16 protein-coding genes are annotated in these 18704 nt (G+C 60.3%); 7 read left to right on the forward strand and 9 right to left on the reverse strand.

Going from position 1 to position 18704, the window contains the following annotated elements; genetic code table 11:
* Positions 1-23: 23 nt before the first annotated feature.
* From M1D51_RS11885 to M1D51_RS11900, 4 genes are read right to left on the reverse strand one after another with little or no spacing between them, the layout of a single operon-like run.
* Positions 24-983, reverse strand: coding sequence for a sugar phosphate isomerase/epimerase family protein (locus tag M1D51_RS11885; RefSeq protein WP_458106621.1), 960 nt, complete (start codon positions 981-983; stop codon positions 24-26).
* An 11-nt stretch (positions 984-994) separates the two neighbouring features.
* A complete protein-coding gene (locus M1D51_RS11890; RefSeq protein WP_458106622.1) occupies positions 995-1954 on the reverse strand; it encodes a sugar phosphate isomerase/epimerase family protein in 960 nt (319 codons plus the stop codon).
* Between the two features lie 54 nt (positions 1955-2008).
* Positions 2009-2401 carry a C-glycoside deglycosidase beta subunit domain-containing protein gene (locus M1D51_RS11895; protein WP_458106623.1) on the reverse strand — a complete coding sequence of 131 codons (393 nt, stop codon included), beginning with the start codon at positions 2399-2401 and terminating at the stop codon, positions 2009-2011.
* The gene (locus M1D51_RS11900) at positions 2394-3440 is read right to left on the reverse strand and encodes a sugar phosphate isomerase/epimerase family protein (RefSeq protein ID WP_458106624.1); all 1047 of its coding nucleotides are present in this window, start codon (positions 3438-3440) and stop codon (positions 2394-2396) included. The genes M1D51_RS11895 and M1D51_RS11900 overlap by 8 nt, the downstream gene beginning before the upstream one ends.
* Positions 3441-3726: 286 nt before the next feature.
* On the opposite strand from M1D51_RS11900, the gene M1D51_RS11905 reads away from it, so the two are divergent.
* Entirely contained in the window at positions 3727-5235 is a 1509-nt protein-coding gene (locus M1D51_RS11905) for a GMC oxidoreductase (protein ID WP_458106625.1), read from the forward strand.
* A 282-nt stretch (positions 5236-5517) separates the two neighbouring features.
* Here the strand turns inward: M1D51_RS11905 and M1D51_RS11910 are convergent, their stop codons facing one another.
* The 5 genes from M1D51_RS11910 to M1D51_RS11930 all read right to left on the reverse strand — a co-directional run bounded on the left by M1D51_RS11910 (position 5518) and on the right by M1D51_RS11930 (position 11446).
* A complete protein-coding gene (locus tag M1D51_RS11910; protein WP_458109583.1) occupies positions 5518-6270 on the reverse strand; it encodes a TIM barrel protein in 753 nt (250 codons plus the stop codon).
* Positions 6271-6417: 147 nt separating this feature from the next.
* Positions 6418-7251, reverse strand: a complete 834-nt coding sequence (locus M1D51_RS11915) for a carbohydrate ABC transporter permease (protein WP_458106626.1) — start codon at positions 7249-7251, stop codon at positions 6418-6420.
* A gap of 6 nt (positions 7252-7257) precedes the next feature.
* Positions 7258-8208, reverse strand: a complete 951-nt coding sequence (locus M1D51_RS11920) for a carbohydrate ABC transporter permease (RefSeq protein WP_458106627.1) — start codon at positions 8206-8208, stop codon at positions 7258-7260.
* 31 nt (positions 8209-8239) lie between these two features.
* Positions 8240-9499 carry an ABC transporter substrate-binding protein gene (locus tag M1D51_RS11925; protein ID WP_458106628.1) on the reverse strand — a complete coding sequence of 420 codons (1260 nt, stop codon included), beginning with the start codon at positions 9497-9499 and terminating at the stop codon, positions 8240-8242.
* A 387-nt stretch (positions 9500-9886) separates the two neighbouring features.
* The gene (locus M1D51_RS11930; protein WP_458106629.1) at positions 9887-11446 is read right to left on the reverse strand and encodes an MFS transporter; all 1560 of its coding nucleotides are present in this window, start codon (positions 11444-11446) and stop codon (positions 9887-9889) included.
* Between the two features lie 250 nt (positions 11447-11696).
* On the opposite strand from M1D51_RS11930, the gene M1D51_RS11935 reads away from it, so the two are divergent.
* The 6 genes from M1D51_RS11935 to M1D51_RS11960 all read left to right on the forward strand — a co-directional run bounded on the left by M1D51_RS11935 (position 11697) and on the right by M1D51_RS11960 (position 18703).
* Complete coding sequence (locus M1D51_RS11935) at positions 11697-12902, forward strand: flavin reductase (RefSeq protein WP_458106630.1); 1206 nt, start codon at positions 11697-11699, stop codon at positions 12900-12902.
* Positions 12903-13036: 134 nt separating this feature from the next.
* On the forward strand, positions 13037-14047 hold the full coding sequence (locus M1D51_RS11940) for a LysR family transcriptional regulator (protein WP_458106631.1): 1011 nt from the start codon (positions 13037-13039) through the stop codon (positions 14045-14047).
* An 8-nt stretch (positions 14048-14055) separates the two neighbouring features.
* Positions 14056-15180 carry an LLM class flavin-dependent oxidoreductase gene (locus tag M1D51_RS11945; protein WP_458106632.1) on the forward strand — a complete coding sequence of 375 codons (1125 nt, stop codon included), beginning with the start codon at positions 14056-14058 and terminating at the stop codon, positions 15178-15180.
* Positions 15177-17645, forward strand: coding sequence for a beta-glucosidase (locus M1D51_RS11950; protein WP_458106633.1), 2469 nt, complete (start codon positions 15177-15179; stop codon positions 17643-17645). Before M1D51_RS11945 ends, M1D51_RS11950 begins: the two co-directional genes overlap by 4 nt.
* Positions 17642-18304, forward strand: a complete 663-nt coding sequence (locus M1D51_RS11955; protein WP_458106634.1) for a TetR/AcrR family transcriptional regulator — start codon at positions 17642-17644, stop codon at positions 18302-18304. Before M1D51_RS11950 ends, M1D51_RS11955 begins: the two co-directional genes overlap by 4 nt.
* A 96-nt stretch (positions 18305-18400) precedes the next feature.
* Positions 18401-18703 (forward strand): hypothetical protein, encoded by a 303-nt coding sequence (locus M1D51_RS11960; RefSeq protein WP_458106635.1) that lies wholly within the window; start codon positions 18401-18403, stop codon positions 18701-18703.
* The last annotated feature ends 1 nt before the right edge of the window (position 18704 follow it).

An 18704-nucleotide genomic window follows, 5' to 3' on the forward strand; every position in this document is an offset into this window, starting at 1 on the left:
ATCTCGGGCTCAGCCCGCTGACATTAGACGGAAAGAAGAACGTTCTTCAAGTACCAACCACTGAGGAGAGCACTGGTGGCCGGATGAGGGCTAGGGTCAGTCTCCACCACCACCCACCCTTGATAACCCCTGATGTCCAAGGCCGCAGTGAGGGCAGGGAAGTCCACCAGCCCGGAGCCCTGGCCTGGTTCAAGGAACCAGCGAGGAACTTTTCGGGCACCACCAACCTGCCGGAGCTCGTGGTCGGCGTGCTCCGCCAAGTACTCGTTGTCGCTGTCTACGGCTGCGGCGTCCTTGTACTGAACGTGCCAGACGCGGTCCCCATACTTCTCCAGGAATTCAAGGGCATCGATACCACTGACGGCGAGCTCTCCAGTGTCCATAACCAAGCCAACCAATTCCGGTTCCGTGGCGGCCATGAGCCGTTCCAGAGCGTCTCCTGCGCGCAATGCTGAGAGGAAATCCACGTGCAGAGCCGTCCGGATGCCCAGCGCAGAAGTTTCCTTCCCCACTGCGTTCCAGCATGCAGCCAGCACCTCGATGTCGTCCTGGGTCAGCTCGGGCTGCCGCCAGGCTGACGGCGCAGGGCGGACCGCCAAGACAGAGCCGCCCACCTGGGCCAGCGCTTCAGCGAACCACCGCGCCTTCTGAACAATGGAGTCCCGATCTTCCGTCTTGAGCGCTGAATGACCGTGGCTGAGGTCCTCCCCAAACCTGGTCTCGGGGTCGAAGCAATAGCTGGAGACAGCATCAACGCCGCAGCTGCGGACAAAGTCCAGCAGTTTGGCAACCGACCCGAAGTTGGCGGCTATCTGGACAGGATTTCCGAACGGTTCCCAGCGCCCGGAGCCGGCCGCCAGCTCCACACCGGTGAAACCTGCAATGGAGATGGTTTTGAAAGCCCTTTCGTGGTCACGTCGACGCACGAAATCATCAAACTGCGGCTTCCACTGGTTGAGGGCATAGCCCCACTTGATAGACATGATGCGCCAGCCTAACTGTAGATTTTGGTGAGGACGTTCTTGGCGTACCAGCCCGCGATGGCAGTACTTTCGGCGTAATCGCCCCCGGCTTTATTGGCCTTATCGTGCTCCACGCTGATGTAGCCAGTGAAACCCGCGTCGCGGACTTCGCGCATGAAGGCCTCAAAATCCACCAGGCCCTCATCGGTACCCATCTCGTAGAACCACTTCTCAGTGGTTTTGGCCATAATCTCGGCGTCGGGACGGTTCAAGTAGTCACCCACAAGGTCGACGTTCCTGGTGTCCTTGAAGTGGAAGCCCGAGGTGCGGTCACTGTACTTCCGGTAGAAGGCCACCGGATCCACCGAGGCAATGCAGTGCTGGGCAGTGTCAACGAACAGGTGAACGTACTCCGGATCCGTGTAGCTGTAAAAGGTGTCGAGGTCCGCTTCACTCTGAATACCGCAGAAGAATTCGTGGTGGCAGGTCAGCTTGACACCTGCGTCCTTGGTGATGGCGCCCACCTTGTTCCACAGATCCGCGGTGTGTTTGAGCTTGTCCTGAGTGTTGGGGTGAACATCGATGGCCAGGCCCGCAGGCATAACAATGATGTTGTCCAGTTTAATGCCGGACCAGAAGTGCATGGTCCGACGGAAGTCCTCCAGGATGTTCTCATGCGTCTCCGGGAGGTGCGGCGCGTAGTTTCGGTTGTCATAATCCGCCGCGTGAAAAGTATTGACGATGCGCTCCAGCCCACGCTCCTGCACAAACTCCTGATAGTTCTCCACTGACCCGTACTGTTCCAGAATCTGCCAGATCCGGAAGTCGAAGGTGTCGATCGCATCGAACCCTGATGCCGACACCTGCTTGAGGAAGCGGTCCATCGTGTCCCGTGAGAAGAATTGGTCCACGGGACCCGAAGGCCCGTTGCTTCGCCAATGGTCCATGTAGCTCCATTTAATGTGCTGCTGAGGTTTGCTGACCATGGTCATGAAACCTGCCTTTCAAGTATCGGTCCGGCTGGTGAAGTCAACGTGAGGTGAGCGTCAGGCCTGCAGGGCAAGCTTCTTCCTGTCGGCCCCGCCGCTGGGTACAGGCATATAAGAAACCCGCAGGCGTTCCACCACGGCCACCTCATGCTCACCCTCGGCAAGACCTCCCGGCTTGGCAATGCACACCGTGGCCACCTCGCCCATCTCCCACCGGTCATCGAAGATGCCGGGAAGATCCAGAAGCCGGTATGTGTTTCCATGCACTGTCAGTGAGGTGTCCTCTGCGCGCATGGTCTCGCCGTCGATGGACACTTCGACTGCCTCCACCATGGACAAGCCCAGGCCCCGGTAATACGGAAGCCTGACTCCCACCTGGAACCCGGTTATAGAACCGTCCAGCTCGGTGTTTCGGAGTGTGTCCTCGACGATGATGTACTTCTCAAACATTGCGGCCTCCTGTGGCTTCCATGCGGACGGCAGACGCCGCACCGGCGGTGGGGGTTTCGCCGAGCAGTCGTTCGAACATCCGGTGCTGCCGCCGGACCTGTTCCACGCTGTCAACCTCGTGGATGTCCTGGATGTGGCGGTTGCCTTCGTATTCGCTGGAGAGATAGCCGTTGTAGCCGCCCTCGATGAGTACAGGGATGATCCTGTCGTACGGGATGCTGAACTCCACCCCTTCGTCCGTCATCTCATAGAACTTCGCCTGAATGTGGTGGATCAGCGGCATGTGGTCCAAGAGCACACGCGGATCGTTCCACGTCAAAAAGGTGGAAAGCCGGGCAATGCCCTGCTCAACGGGGTTGGCCCCCATGTAGTTAAAGGCATCCATCAGACCATGGACATCCCCGCGGTTGTTGTAGGTTTCCACTGCCATATCGACAAATTTCGGGCGAGCCCCATCCCGGAGGGCACGTTCGGACATCAACCGCGGAAAACGCTCCACGAAAGTTCCCATATCCGGCATGAAGCCCAGCGCGGGTGAATCAATCCGGTGCATGACTTCCAAGTGGCGGAGGATCCAAGGATGCTCGTAGTGGAAGGGCGCATGCACTTCAAGCAGCAGCTTGAGGCCCAACGATTCCGCATAGGGTGCGCAGGCCTCCATGACCTCGGGCGGTGTGTTGATAATTGCGCGGACGAACTTGGCTCCGAGGCGCTTGGCGATATCCAAGTCCTGTCGAACCGACGCGGCGCCCTCGGCCAACGTCATGGAGCGGCCCGGGTACCGCTTGGTGTCGATAAACAGGTCAGTGGCAATAGTGGTGGTGCCGTACTGCTCCATCCACTTGTCCCACTGCGCATAAAACCCCTCGCCCGGGTTGGGGTACCCAACCATCGATTGCTCGGGGATGATTTCCAGGCCATAGGCACCAATTGCCGCAGCTTCCCGAACACAGTCCTCCAAGGACATCGTCCGGAGGAAATACTCTTCCTGGTAGCTGTAGAAGCTGACTCCACGTTTGATCTGATGGGCGGTATTCATACCGCACTCCTCATGTCTCGGCGCACCTTCGCGCATCATTTCGCACCGACCAACGACGGGCGTAAATCCACGGTACCGGCTCACCTGCTATCTGGGCACCGCCGGAATGATCACTTCCGTGGATGCTGCGCATTGTGGTTTTCAATGCCGCGTGGATCCCTGTGAGGGCGTCTGACGGGTAGCGTTTTGAGCAGGTGCCTGCATCAAAGACCGCACTCATGTTGCGCCGATGCTCCCGGGCACCGTGCTCTCCAACAGGGCACCGCATGTCCCGCGAAGGATTTCCATGACCGCTCCATCAGACCAGTCCGCCCACGACTTTGACGTAATCATCGTCGGCAGTGGCCCCTCCGGCTCCGCCTACGCACGGATCATCCACGAGGAAGCACCCCAACTCAGCGTCCTTATGGTGGAGGTGGGGCCATCCCTGACCTCACGCCCCGGCGTGCACGTCAAGAACATCACCGAGGCACACAAGCGCGAGGCAGCACAGCAAGCCTCTCAAGGGCCGGAAACCTCGTTCGCTCCGCAGGCTTCCATCCCCGGCTCCGGCCGTCCAGGAACCTTTCTACTCAGCACCGCCGGTCAGGTGTCGGAGATGCCGGCTGCGGCCATGTCCAGCAATGTCGGAGGCATGGGAGCCCACTGGACATGCGCGTGCCCGCGCCCTGGCGGCTCTGAGCGCATAGCCTTCCTTGACGACGCCATAATGGATGCAGCGCTGGCCGACGGCGAGAGATTGCTCGCGGTGACCAACGAGGCCTTCAAGGACGCCCCGTTGTCGTCCGTGGTCCGCGAACGACTTGCCGCTGGCATTCACCGCACAGGTTCTGCTGCTGTCCAGCCCATGCCGCTGGCGGTACGCAGGGACGATGACGGGACCGTCACCTGGTCCGGGACCGACGTCGTTCTGGGTCCCCTCGCTGAAACAACCTTTGGGACCTTCGAACTGCGCACCGAAACCCTTTGCAAGCGGGTGCTACTGAGCGACGACGGCCAAGCCACCGGCGTCGCGCTCAGCAATCTCCGCACTGGTGCCGAATACACCGTTGATGCGCGTGCAGTAGTAGTAGCCGCTGATGCCCTCCGCACACCTCAGGTCCTCTTTGCCTCGGGCCTCAGCCTCCCGGCATTGGGGCGATATCTTAACGACCAGCCTCAGGTCATCACCGCTGTCAGACTCCCGTCGGACAGTATTGACGCAGAGCCCGCAGCAGAAAGCGCTCCTGGAGCGACAAAACTTAGCGGAGTCTCCTGGGTGCCATTCACGGATGATGAACCCTTCCATGGTCAAGTCATGCAAATGGATGCCTCACCCATCAAGCTTGCAGATGACGATCAGATACTTCCCGGCTCCATCGTCGGCCTGGGCTGGTTCTGCGCTTCGGAGACAGTGCCCGATAACCGCGTGGAATTCTCTGCAGAAGATGTGGATCACTACGGCATGCCGCGCATGAGCATCCACTACAAACTCACGCCGAAGGACCTTGCCACCATCGAGGCGGCCAAGGCCGCAGTGACCCGGGCCGGTCAAGCGCTCGGCACGTTCCTGGACGACAGGCCCCCGTTTCTCCTCCCCGCTGGCACTTCCCTTCACTACCAGGGTTCAGTCCGGATGGGCCAGCACGACGACGGCCAGTCAGTATGTGGGCCGGACAGCCATGTTTGGGGTACTCAGGGCCTATACGTCGCAGGCAACGGTGTCATCCCCACGTCGACGGCATGTAACCCTACGTTGACGTCGGTGGCACTGGCAGTGCTGGGCGCCAGGGCCATCATTTCCCAGCTGGTGTAACGGCGGAGAGTCCGGCTGGCCGTCAGCGTGCGGCGGGCCGGACTCCCGCGTTGTCAGGCTCCCTCGCAAAAGGACCGTTTCAGCCAGGCCGAAGCACACTCCAATCTCCCAAGACAAAACAGACTCTTAAAGCACGCGGGAGTTGTGGTCGGCGTGCAATGCCCCCTAATGTGCGGGCATGTCCCCCACCGAGGCCAACGTGACCGCCGCCTGTTCCACGACTGACAGAAACAGTGAGGGAGCGTCCCAGATTGGGCGCTCCCTCACATGTCGTGCAAGCAGCTAGATCGTGGCTGCGATGCCTCTGACGTATTCAACCGAGCTGGCTGATTCGACAGTGGGAATATATTCGAGACCGACGACACCGATATATCCGGACTGGCGCAGCACGGTGAAGGCGCCAGGCCAATCAATCGAACCGGTACCAGGTTCCCCCCGGCCGGGCGCATCGGCAATTTGAACATAGTCAACAAGGTCTCCGGCCTCAGCGAGCTCACCTGCCGGGTCTTCGCCTTCGGTCACCGAGTGGTAGAGGTCGTAGAGGATGCCAAACCGCGGCGAGTTCACAGCCCGGGCGATGTGAACCGCTTCGCGGGTTCGATCAACAAGGGTGCCGGGGTGATCCACCCGGGTGTTGACCGGTTCCAAGATCAGCTTGACGTCCGATCCGGACGTCCGTTCGACGGCGTCACCAAAGATCTCTGCGAGCCGGTCGAGCTGCCCTGCCCGCTTCGCGCCACCGAAGCCTGTTCCAGACCCGAGGACCAGGCGCGGGCAGCCCAGAATCCTGGCATTCTCGACGCCCTTGGCCAATCCGTCAAAGTACTCATCGAACGTGCTCCACGGGAACGTGAGATTAGTGCGCGGCTCGGCGACGACGGAGGTAATTTCAACTCCCGATTCGTCCGCTGCCCTGCGAATCGCGTGCACGTCGCGGTCAAGAGTGTTCCAGAATTCGACAGCGTCAAAACCGGCGGCCGCAGCCGCACGAATTCGGTCGGGAATGTCACCCGCTTCTGTAAACAAGATTTCCACATTGGCAGAAAGGCGATAGCCCATTATTTGCTCTTCTCTTCGTTCGTTCGTATAGAGGGTCAATCAAGAATGTGACGGCACGGCAAGATCCGATATTTGAGATAGAACTCCCGATTCTTTGCCCAGGGGTATTTCGGTGAGGTCGCGTTATTTGATCCCGCCGGCAAAACCCTGTATGAACTTTTTCTGCGCAAACAAGTAGAAGGCCAGGATGGGAATCATCGAAATGATGACCGCAGCGAAGATGACATTCCACTTTGACACCAGCTCGCCAACGAAGCTGTACACCACCACGGGCAGAGTCACGGCTTTGGAACCATTAAGGAAGATCAGGGATGTGAAGAAGTCATTCCAGATGATGAGTCCGCCCAAGATGGCCACCGTGCCAGTTGCAGGTGACAGCAGGGGGAAGACCACAGTTCGGAAGGTTGTGAATCTGCTCGACCCGTCGATCTGCGCAGCCTCTTCGTATTCCTTGGGCAAAGAGCGGGCGAATCCGCTGTAGAGAAAGACTGACAGCGGCATGAGAAGTGCCGTGTACAGCAGAATCATTCCGATATGGCTCCCGATCAAACCAACGCTGCGCATGGCTACATAGACGGGGACCATGCCCAGTTGGAAAGGGAGGATGATTCCGACAAGGAACAGGGCGTACACAGCGTTGCTCACTCGACCAGGGATTCGGCTGATCGTGTAGGCAGTGATGGAGCCCAATCCGATCAGCATCACCAGCGATCCGACGGTAATGACCAAGCTGTTGAGCATGCCAAACCACAGGCTCCTGCTGCCCTGGCCCGCCATCGCAGCGGCGAAATTCGACCCGGTGGCCGCCTCTGGGAGTGACATAGCCGACGTCGACAAAACTTCACTGTCCGGTTTGAAGGCGATGTTGATCAAGAAGAAGAACGGCACCATGACGATCAATGCCAGGGCGATAATGATGACTTCACGAGTCAGTGTCTTGCGGGTGTATTTAAACATTGCTGCTCACGCTTCCTTCCGGCGCAGCAGAAGTATCTGCAGTAGTGCGAAGACCAGGACGATCAGCGATAGGACCAGTGACAACGCCGATCCATACCCGTACTTTCCGTTGACGAATGTCTCCTTATAGACGAGCGTGGCGAGGGTTTCAGTGGCCCCGAACGGCCCACCGCCGGTCAGCGCCTGGACCTGATCAAAGACTTTCAGGCCCTGAATAAGAATGAGGGTGGAAGCCACCACCACTGTTGGGCGCAGCAGTGGCAGGACAATGTACCGGAGGCGACGCCAGGTTGTTGCACCATCCACTGCTGCTGCTTCTTCGAGTTCAGCGGGGATGTTCGCCAAGCCCGCAAGATAGATCACCATTGCCAATCCGATATGCTGCCAGACCATCACTGTCACAATGGTTCCCAGCGCGGTGGCGGGGTTTCCAAGCCAGGCAGTCCGAAGGCCATCGAGGCCGACAGAGGCGAGAGCGGCGTTCAAGGGTCCGTTCTGATCGAAAATGAACTTCCAGATGTAAGAGACTGCCAGAGGACTGAGAACGACCGGCGCGAACAGGAGGGCCCTCAGGAAGTTGCGGGACTTCAATTGGCGGTTGAGGCCGAGTGCAAACAACAAACCCAGGAAATTCGTAAGGATCAGAAACAGGCCGGCAATAACGAAAGTATTGATGAGCCCCAGCCGGTTCTTCTCGCTGGTGAAGATCTTGGTGAAGTTGTCGAAGCCGATGATCTTGAACGGGCCAATGCCCTTCCAGTCCGTGAAGGCATAGAAGGAACCCGCGCCAACGCCGAGATAATGGAAAGCGAAGACCAAGACAACCGCCGGCGCCGCCCACCACCACGCAGCGGCCCGATTCTTTTGTCGGCGGTTCCCCGGTTGACGGCCGGACCGCATTTGCGGCTCGGCCGTCAACCCAGCGTCCCGCTCAATGGACTTGGTGAAAAGGCTCATGAGCGTGTTCCTTGCGTTATGTCTGCTGAACTTAGCCCGCGTAGGCTGAGTCCAGGTTGGCGAGTACTTGATCAACCGTTGCCTGACCGGTCAAAAGGCCTTGAACACCTTCACCCAGGGACTGGTAAACGTCACCATTGGGCCAGGCAAGAAACGCGAGCGGCACAATCTTGGACTTGTCATCCAGGAACGGCTCCAAGCCTTTGAGGGCAGAAACTTCAGTGCCTGCGGTACCCGGTGCGATGGACAGGTTGCCGTTGGCCTTGGCGTAGGCGTCCTGAACCTCCTTTTGAGCAAAGAACTCCATGAACTTCAACGCCGCTTCCTTGTGCTCGGATGCTGCGTTGACAGCCAGGGCATTCGTTGGGGAGGCTGACAGGCGGGTGTCGCCTGCAGTCTTGCCAGGAAAGACCCCAACCCCGATCTGAGAACCAGTGGCGAGCTTTTGAACGTCGCCAGACGCACCTGCAGGGGCGAAGAAGGCCGTGGACTTCCCTGACACGATCGCTGTGGTCATGCTGTCGAACGTTCCAGCTTCAACACCCTCTTGAAAGCAGCCTGCCTCTTTCAAATCAACAATGGTCTGGAGTGCCGTCTTCCACTCCGAATTCGCAAAGGTGACTTCATTCCTGGCCCGCTTTGCATTCCACTGTGAATCCTGGGCATAAACGGTGCTGGCCGCTATCTGGGAAGCGAACAGGCCTGCATTCGGAGCTGCTGATCCTGCCACGTTGAGCAGAGACAAACCGGCGTCGGAAGCAGTTTTACATTGCTTCTTCAACTCGTCCAAAGTGGTAGCTGGCTCAAGACCGAGCCCTTTGAGTGCGGTGAGGTTGATAACTTCCGCGGATGGCGCGAGATCCAAAGGAAGAGCCCAGAGCTTCTCGTCCTGGTAGAAGAGGTCTTTTGCGTTTTCCGGGATAGTCTTCTTGGCCCAGTCATACTCCGTCAGGTCCAGAACATTACCTGCAGACGCGAAATTCAGCACGGCATTCAAGTTTCCGCGGCCGGGCGCCCCGTAGAAGACGTCAGGTGCATTGCCGGCCTGCAGTTGAGTGCGCAGGACCTGGGGATACGATTCTGTCGGCGTCTCTTGGACCTCTACGGTGATATTTGGGTTGGCGGCCTCGAATTCCTTGACGAACTTCTGCTTGGGCTTTTCGGGGTTGTTTTCCGTCTGGTATCCGAATTTGATTGTGACCGGGCCGGATTCCGTGGAGGGCGCATCAGCGCCCGAGCAGGACGTTAGCAGCAGGGCACCGAGGACCGGGGTTGCGGTGATGGCGATCATTCTCTGCCATTTCTTAGTATTCTTCATTAGAATGTTTCACATTCCTTTCGGGACGTCATTGTCATGCCGCAATCAGCGCGGCTGTGAACAGGTTTTGATCGGGGCGGCCGGCTGAGGTTCTTTGAACCTTGCCTGTCAAGCTGTGATCAAGCTCACCCGCTTACCTGACTCCAGAATAGGCACGCTGCCGGGGCCATGGATATGGTTTCTTCATCGGCAAACGGCATGCTCGGCATAGGGTTTACGAATGACGATGGAGGATGCCATCACCACAGCGCTTCGACCCCTGACGCGACGCAAGAGCACTCCCTCCGCCGTGGTCAGATAAATAAACGAATCATCGAAATGCCGTTGCGCGCGGCTCTACCCAGGGTCAGTAGCTGCCAGTCAGTCAGCCTTCGCGGTCTCCGCCAGCCGCTGCTCAGGCATAAGGAACGACACCACAGCGCCAGCCGCGAAAATGACGGCCAGCAAAGCGAAAATTGGCAGAAAAGCGTTTGCATAGATCTCCGCCACACCTGCCTTCTGTGAAGCCGTCAAACCAAAGCCCGCGGCCGGATCGGTAACAGTCGCAGGGTCCAGCCCCAGACGGTTCCCGACGGCGCCTGATGCCAATTGAGCCGCGAAGAGACCACCGAAGACTGCGGTTCCAACGGTGACTCCCAATTCCTTGAGATAGCCCAAGGAGGCTGTCACTCCTCCAACCACAGAGTGCGGCATGGCATTCTGTGCTGCTACAACAGTGACTTGCATGAAACTTCCGACGGCCAGACCCAGAACGGCCAACAACAACCCCACCACGGGCAGCGGAGTCTCCGGCTGCAGAAGACGCAAACCCACAGCGGCTGCAGCTGCCAGTGTGCAGCCGACGAGGGGAAAGATCTTGTACCGGCCGGTTCTGGTGACAATCCAGCCACTGAGGTTGCTCGAAAACATCATGCCCAGCACCATGGGCAGCAGGATGAGTCCGGCCGTTGATGCCGACGTTGAGTAGACCATCTGAACGTAGGTGGGCAAATAAGCCACAACACTGAAAAGCCCCGCCCCAATGACCAGCCCCAAGCTGGCAGCACTTACTACCGGCCAACTGCGGAACATCGTCATGGGGATCAGGGGATGGTCCGAACGGATTTCCACGGCAATGAACAGACCACCAGCAAGAACTGTGGCACCACCAAGGGACCAAACCAGCCACGCCGGGGACTCCTGACCCGTGAGGCTCGTGGCAACAGCCACCAGCGAACACGTAAAGATGACCACCAGCAATGTCCCAAGCCAGTCCACCCCGCCTTTGCCGCGGGAGGTCCGGAGGCGGCGAAGGGAGAAGGCCATAGCCAGTGCCAGCAGACCGATGGGGAGGTTAATCCAGAAGATCCATCGCCAGCCCACCGAATCAGTTATGGCTCCGCCCACCAAAGGACTGACTATGGTCGCGATGCCAAACACTGACCCTAAGGGACCGAGGTATTTCGGTCGTTGCCTTGGCGGAACGAGGTCGGCAATGATGGCCGCCGGCAGGACGGCAAGGCCGGCTCCACCAAGACCCTGCAGCCCGCGGAAGATTGCCAGTTGAATCATGTCCTGAGCAAATCCGCACAACACAGAAGCTCCCAGGAAGACTGCGAGCGCCACCATCACGAGTATGGAACGGCCGAACCGGTCCCCCAGTCTGCCGAACACGGGCATGCCCACGGCCATGGCCAGGGCGTAGGCAGTGACGATCCACGCCATGTGGCTGGCACCGTCGAGCTCGCCGATGATAGTGGGTAAGGCCGTCGCCACGATGGTGTGGTCCAAGGCGCCTAACAAGACGATGATCAGCAGGGCCGCGTAGGTGGGTCCGATACGGACCACTGAAACGCCCGCACTCACGTGCGTCGCGGACGCAGGACTCGCCTCGACGGACGGGTTGAGCGCAGGAGACAAGTGTGGATCGGAACGGCGCACCGCAACCTCTTTTTGGCTAAGCCAGAAGACTGGCTCGACACCGGCCAGCTGCGCGTACGGGGAACATCCGCCCCGGCCGACGGACCCTTTCGGGTCCCAGCGTCTTGTCGAAGCTACCATCGCGGATTGGTCGCAGGTCAAGAATTCCTGGCATCGGAAAATCCGATAGGGCGCATACCCGGGAACTATTTCCCTGCATGTCCCACGGCACCGTTTACTGAAGGGGATCTCAACGAGGAGGAGAACTTCCATGACAACAGCCAATGCGCAGATTACGGCCGAAACGCAGGAAACCAGCCCGGAGAACGCGGCTTGGTTCCGATACGTGCTGGGCCAATACCCAACCGGGGTGACCCTCATTACCGCCACCAGCGACGCCGGCGAAGCCGCAGGAATGGTGGTCGGTACATTCAGCTCCGTCTCCTTGGAACCGCCGCTGGTGGCATTCATGCCTGATGTGCGCTCCACCAGCTGGCCTAAGATCCGCGAGGCTGGCTCGTTCTGCGCCAACATTCTCACGGCGGGCCAGCAGGACGTATGCCGCGCCTTTTCACGCAAAGCCGAGGACCGATTCTCTGCCAGTGAGTGGGCGCAAACTCCGTCGGGGAGCCCACGGCTGGTGGACGCCGCAGCGTGGGTCGACTGTGAGATCGTCGACGTGATTCGCGCCGGCGACCACGACATCGTGATCGGTAAGGTGAACGCCCTCGGCGTAGGAGCCTCAAAAGACTTGCCCCTCCTTTTCCTCCGAGGGGGATACGGCTCGTTCAGCATTCCCTCAATCATTTCCCCCGCGACGGCGTTGACGCGCCATGTCAAAGCCGCCGATGCCGCCCGCCCTGAAATCGAGGCTCTTGCCGCAGAGCTGAACCTGGAAGTCATGGTGAGTGGAGTGGTGGAGGATTCGTTGGTGGTCCTGGCGGCTGCTGGAGTGGACAAATCCGCGGGCGGTTCGCCGTCGCGGGTAGGTGTCTCGTTTGGACTTGCCGCTCCTTTGGCGCCGCTTCACGTGGCCTGGGCCGGCGACGTTGCTGAAGCCCGGTGGCTTGATAACGCTCAGGACATCATTGGAAATGTGGACCCAGACCTCGCCCGTTCCGAGCTGACGCAGGCGCGGGCCAGAGGATACTCCGTCTCGGTAGACGTAGGCGCTGCGGCGGAGTTCGAGCGAATCGTTCTGGCGCCGAGCGACAGCGAAGCCCCGGACCTGAGCGGGGTACTGCCAAAACTGCTGGCTCACCTTAAAGCATCGGGACCGGCAACCATCGATAATCCGGACGGCGTCACATCGTTGCACGCTCCCGTTTTCGATGCCGCCGGACAGGTGGCCATCACCGTGACCGTCAACGGCTTCTCCGGCACTGAGTCCGCGGAGGCGTTGTTGGAGTGCAGGGACAGAATGCTGGCAACCGCAGAAGCCATCACCCGCAGCATCGGCGGTGAATATCCTCGCTGACCAATCCGGCTGCTGACGGAGCCATTGACCGTCGGATACCGCATGACTCATAATTAGTATCAGTATTCTAATTCGTGATTTTGGGTCGATGACGCCTCAATAGCTAAGTCGATCCCCTGGACATCGGAGTTCCCGTGGTCAATTTGCTGACAGCCGACCTGAACCTGCTGGTGGCCCTCGATGCTCTGCTCTTGGAGCGGAATGTCACCCGGGCTGGAGCACGGATCGGTATCAGCCAACCCGCCATGAGCTCATCATTGCAGCGCCTGCGCCGGCAGTTTGACGATGAACTGCTGACCCGCGTGGGGTCTGCCTACGAATTGACGCCCTTGGCGCAGGTCCTCAAGGACGACGTAGCAGACATCCTCAGGCGGGTGGAGCGGACCTTTGACACTCAGGCGGTATTTGATCCGATGTCCTCCACCCGGAGCTTCCGGGTGGTTACCTCGGACTACTGCTTGACCGCACTATCCGAGGAGCTGATGCCCATGCTGCGGGAAGCAGCACCGGGCGTTCAAGTCCACTTTGACGCAGTGACTCCGTTCGCGGTGGAACGAATCAAGGATACCCTTCAGGCCGCGGACCTGATTCTGATTCCCAAGGGCCATTTCTCCGGGTATCCCCACACAGAACTGTTCACGGACAACTGGGTGTGCGTCACTGGATCGGGCACTCAGAACCGTGAGCTGACAGTTGCTGATATGCGTGACGCCAGATGGGCGAGGCTATTCGGTACCGAGGTGAACTCAACCCTGGCCGACCGGCGCGTCTACGACCTGCAGTTGGGTGAACGCACAGACGTTATTGTGGACACTTTTCTGATGCTTCCGTTCGCGGTCACTGGGACGGACCGGCTGGCCCTGGTTCAGGAGCGCATAGCTCTGAAGCTCGCCGCGGTGGCTGACATTCAGATCATGCGATTGCCCATCAGCCTGCCCACGTTGGTGGAATGCGCTTGGTGGCACCCCTCCAAATCCGCCGACCCCGGACACCAGTGGTTCCGCCGGTTGGTTGCCTCAGCCGGGGCCAGGCTAAAGCCCATCAACCCTCACGATCCCGTGAACGCGGACACTGACTTCGCCCCGGTCCCAGAACTATCCACCGCGGTCCTAGACCGCCCGCCCCTTGTTTCAACAGACATATAGGAGTTTCCATGCATTTTTCCCTGTTCCTCACGTCCCGTTCCCGCGGCCCGGAAGAGGATCGCCCCGTCATGAAAGCAATGATCGAACATGCTGTGGACGCCGAGCAGAAGGGTTTTGACGCGGTGTTCATGCCGGACCACCACTTCACCGGCTACGCCCCTCCCGCCAGTGATCCGTTCGTCTTTTCCGCCTTTCTGGCGGGCAAACTTGAGCGGATGCATTTCGGTTTCTCTGTGCAGACCCTGGCCCTGCACCACCCGGTCCGCTTCGCCGAACGCCTGGCCATCCTGGACCAACTGACGGACGGCAAACTGTTGGTGGGTGTCGGAAGTGGCACGACCCCCGAGGAGATGATCGGCTTCGGCGTCAACTACCAAGACAGCTCACGGCTGGCCAATGAGAACCTGGAGATCGTCGAAAAACTATGGGCCAAAAAGCCTGAAGACCAACCTGTGTCCTTCGACAACGGTCACTATCGCGGCGCCGTCGTTTCCCGCATCGTCCCTACTCCCTTCAGCAAGCCCGAACCCTGCGTAATGTCAGTTGCGGCTCGCCCATCGAGTGTCGAGCGAGCCGCCAGGAAAGCACAGCCGGCATTCATCCTGGCGTTCACCCCACCCGTCATTGACAGCGGCAATGCCTACGAAGAAGTCAAGCGGAACTTTGCCACTTATCGGACGGCGCTTGAGGCTGCCGGCCATTCTGAGGAAGCTATCGCTGCCGCTCTGGAGTGGACCACACATTCGTATCAGCACGTCCACATTGCCGAGACGGATGAGCAGGCCGCTGCCGAGATGGACGTTATCCTTGCCCAGTACCAGGAGACGGTGGAACACGAGTACATCGCCAACAAAGCGGCTGAGGCGATCAGCGGCGTGGACCTGCGCCCAACCCCGGATGCCCGGACGGCCGGCTACAAGGGAACCTGGTGCCTCTACGGCAGCCCGGAGACCGTGGCCGCCGAACTTCAGAAGTACGCAGACCTGGGCATTGGCAATGTGTTGATGGCCATGATGGGCGGTCCCCTCACCGAAGAACGGCAGCGCTTCACAGCCCAGTCCATGCAGTTGTTCGCTGACCGCGTCCAGCCCCTCCTCCGCGCCAACGAACTTGAGAAAGCAGCTGCGCTGTGACGGCCCGAGCAGCAACTGACACGGCGCCACACGAATCCGGCGAATCAGTGCTGGTTGGCGCCGAGCTAACTGGCGGCCTCAACGGCTGGAGCACCACGGCCAGCCCGGACTTGGGCGTGGAAGAGATGGTGCTGCTGGACGGCCCTTTGGGCATCGTCAGCAAAGCCATGGACGAACGGGACACAGCCCTCCTCATGCCGTCGGGCACAGCTCTGGCCGCCACCTGGAACCCGGACCTTGTTACCGAGATCGGTGAGCTCATAGGTCAGCAAGGCGTCGAACGCGGAGTTTCAGCAATCCTGGGTCCCAACCTGAACATGCCCCGCTCCCCCTTGACGGGCCGCGGCTTCGAGATGTTCTCCGAAGATCCGTTGCTTACCGGCGTTCTGGGTGCCGCGTGGGTGGAGGGTGTCCAGTCCCAAGGCGTGGGCTCCTGCGCCAAACACGTGGTGGCAAACGACACCGAAAAGGAACGCCGCAGGATGAACTCCAGCGTGGAGTCCATCCCCTTGCGGGAGACCTACCTGAGGCCGTTCGAAACTGCTGTGCGGCTGGCCAATCCGTGGATGTTGATGATGGCCTACAACCGTGTTAATGGCCTCCATTGCTCACAGCATGCAGAGCTGATCGGCATCCTCAAGGACGAGTGGACGTACGACGGCGTGGTGGTCTCCGACTGGTACGGGGTGGACAACACCCTGGACGCCGCGAACGCCGGACTTGACCTTGAGATGCCAGGACCCGCGACGTTCCTTGGTCAACGATTCGCCCAGGCTGTTACCGATGGCAACGTTCCCGCGGAACGTCTGCGCGACGCCGTCGAGCGCGTTACCCTGCTCGCGGACCGTACCGGCCGACGGAGCGGGCAGCCCCTTCCGGCACCTGCGCGGCTGCGCAGCGGAGAGGAACAACGCGAACTACTCCAGCGTGCCGCCGCCGAATCGTTTGTGATGCTGGAAAACCGGGATGGACTCCTGCCCTTGAACCCCGAAACGGTCCGCACCGTAGCGGTGGTCGGTCCCAATGCCGTGAACCCCTGCTTCCAAGGCGGGACCTTCGCCACGGTGAGGCCCCAGGGAGACGTTGTGACACCCCTCGATGCCATCCACGATGCGTTTGGCCCGGAAGTGAACGTGCTCTACGCACCGGGGGCGGCACCTTCGGCACCGCTGTCCCTGACGGAACTGGGCAGCACCTCCCCTGACGGTAGCCCCGGGGCCCTCCTGGAAATCCTGCTGCCGGCCACTGACGGGCCCGACCGCGTTGTGTACAGTGAAGTTCGCCGTGCATCATCGTTCGTATGGTTCGGCCCAGTCCCCGGGCTCGGCGCCGGAGTACCCGGCCGGGCAAGGATCACCGCGCAGCTTCACCTGCCGGAAGCTGCGCGATGGGAGCTTGGAGCAGGCGGCACCGGGATCACCTCCCTGATGGTCAACGGCACTAACGTACTGGAAGTACCACCCCCTGCCCCGGACGATGTCATGGGTGTGGTGGCCCGCGCGGAAACCACGCAAGTGCCTGTTGACTTGCCCGGCGGCGCCAGCCACGTCGTCATCGAAATGGCCTTCCAGCCCGGCCGAGTTCAAGCCATCACAGCGGTAGCCATACCGGAGACAGGATCCGACCTGCTGGCTGACGCTGTGGACCTGGCCAGGCGAGCCGACGTCGTCATCGCCGTAATAGGCGACGAACAGGGGTCTTCGAGGGAGAGCGCTGACCGGTCGACGGCGGCACTTGAGCCTGCCTGCGACCGTTTACTAGGTGCTGTAGCCGCCGCCAATCCCGCCACGGTCGCCGTGGTTAATGCGTCCCGGGCGGTGCTCCTCCCTTGGTCCGGCGACGTGCAAGCCATTCTCATGGCATGGTTCCCGGGCCAGGAATTTGGACCGGCTTTGGCTGCTGTCCTGACCGGCCGCTCCGCCCCCTGCGGGCGGCTTCCCTTGTCGTTCCCCAAAAACAACGAAGACATTCCAGGTTGGGGTGTCGGCCTTGACGTAGACCTCACCCTCGATTATGCCGCCGGAGAGCCGCTAGGCTACCGACACTTCGAGGCCACGGGCAGGGCGCCGAAGTATCCGTTTGGCTACGGTCTCGGATATACGACGTTCGAGCTCGAGGGAGCGCAGGCAGGCCCGGTCCCGCCGAACCCGGTCAGCTTCCCAGTGGACGGCGTCGACGGATTGTTCATTGAGGTCACGGTTCGCAACGTCGGTCAGGCTGCGGGCCGGGACATCGTTCAGGTCTACGGCAAAGCCCCGGGCGAGGACGAATCACGGCTGGTGGGATTCGCCACCGTTCATCTGGATGCCGGCGACTCCACCACCGTCCACGTAGTCCTTGATCCCCTCAGCTTCCGCCGGTGGAATGCTGAAGCTTCCAACTGGACCATCCCACGCGGAGAGTGGGAACTCCGTGTGGCGCGCGACGCGGGCAGCCCGGGCATCGCCTGTAGGATCGGGGTGTGACTCCTCCGGACAGCACCTACCGTGAGCCCAAGCAGGCCAGGAGCCGCGAATCGTTCGAAAAGACGATTGAAGCGGCCCTGGCGCTGCTCCAAGAGCGCGGCAACGATGAGTTCACCTTGGCCGAGGTCAGCAGCCGCTCGGGGGTATCCATCGGCTCGATCTATGCCCGCTTCGACGGCAAGGACAGATTGCTTAGCGTCGCCCACGACCGCAAAATGGACGACATCGACGCCGTGTCCGAGCACCTGTTTGCCCCGCTGCCACTACGGCCAGCCGCAGAGCTGCAGGATGTAGCCCGGGAGGCCATAGATCAGGTGATCGCGGTGCTGGTGCGCTATGCAGATATCCTGCGGCCATTCATGCTCCGTGCCACTCATGATCCCGCCATTTCACGCCGGGGCATCGCATCACATGCAGCGCTCGACGGACACTTCTGCCGAGTCCTGGCAAGCTGGCAACTGGCGACCCTGGACCAATCAGGCATCGACTGGTGCTTCAACGTGGTGTACAGCGTTGTGGCGCGGAGGCTAGGCCTCGGGAGCACTGAGGAGGGCGGTGGTGATCTGGCTTGGGAAGATATAGCCTCCAATCTCTCTGAGATGGTGGCCTCCTACCTGCAAGCGAGGGTACCGGCCGCCACTGGGCATGAGCCGGCATAAGCGGAGCGAATACCCTGTATCAAAAAGCTCGTCTTCCGGCTCGGGAAGGCCGCTGGGCATAGTGGAATCCCACGATCAGCCCAAAAGGAGAGCCGCATGCACGTACGAGTCAGCCCGGGATCCATAGCCCTGGATGAACCCGATGACTGCACCAAGTTCAAGGTATCACTGGCGGAGAATGCCCGAGCAGCGCTGCCGGAACTGCTCTCATCAAGCTCCGCTGGCCGACTGGATGATGACGGTGTTCTTGTGTCCGTGGCCTGGCTCAAGAACGAATGCGCCGGCCGTATCGGTATGGGTTGGAACTATCGCTTTGCCAACATGCTGGTCTATGCCGCCGGTAAGGGCTGGCTCTCCGACGATGGCAGCCACGTCAGGGCGCACATAGAAGTGCTCTGAG

Source organism: Arthrobacter sp. R3-55 (genome assembly GCF_054161505.1).

Bases quoted from the DNA above. Each gene is read 5' to 3' on its own strand.
- M1D51_RS11885 (WP_458106621.1), bottom strand. From the start codon at position 983: ATGTCTATCAAGTGGGGCTATGCCCTCAACCAGTGGAAGCCGCAGTTT.
- M1D51_RS11890 (WP_458106622.1), bottom strand. From the start codon at position 1,954: ATGACCATGGTCAGCAAACCTCAGCAGCACATTAAATGGAGCTACATG.
- M1D51_RS11895 (WP_458106623.1), bottom strand. From the start codon at position 2,401: ATGTTTGAGAAGTACATCATCGTCGAGGACACACTCCGAAACACCGAG.
- M1D51_RS11900 (WP_458106624.1), bottom strand. From the start codon at position 3,440: ATGAATACCGCCCATCAGATCAAACGTGGAGTCAGCTTCTACAGCTAC.
- M1D51_RS11905 (WP_458106625.1), top strand. From the start codon at position 3,727: ATGACCGCTCCATCAGACCAGTCCGCCCACGACTTTGACGTAATCATC.
- M1D51_RS11915 (WP_458106626.1), bottom strand. From the start codon at position 7,251: ATGTTTAAATACACCCGCAAGACACTGACTCGTGAAGTCATCATTATC.
- M1D51_RS11920 (WP_458106627.1), bottom strand. From the start codon at position 8,208: ATGAGCCTTTTCACCAAGTCCATTGAGCGGGACGCTGGGTTGACGGCC.
- M1D51_RS11925 (WP_458106628.1), bottom strand. From the start codon at position 9,499: ATGATCGCCATCACCGCAACCCCGGTCCTCGGTGCCCTGCTGCTAACG.
- M1D51_RS11935 (WP_458106630.1), top strand. From the start codon at position 11,697: ATGACAACAGCCAATGCGCAGATTACGGCCGAAACGCAGGAAACCAGC.
- M1D51_RS11945 (WP_458106632.1), top strand. From the start codon at position 14,056: ATGCATTTTTCCCTGTTCCTCACGTCCCGTTCCCGCGGCCCGGAAGAG.
- M1D51_RS11960 (WP_458106635.1), top strand. From the start codon at position 18,401: ATGCACGTACGAGTCAGCCCGGGATCCATAGCCCTGGATGAACCCGAT.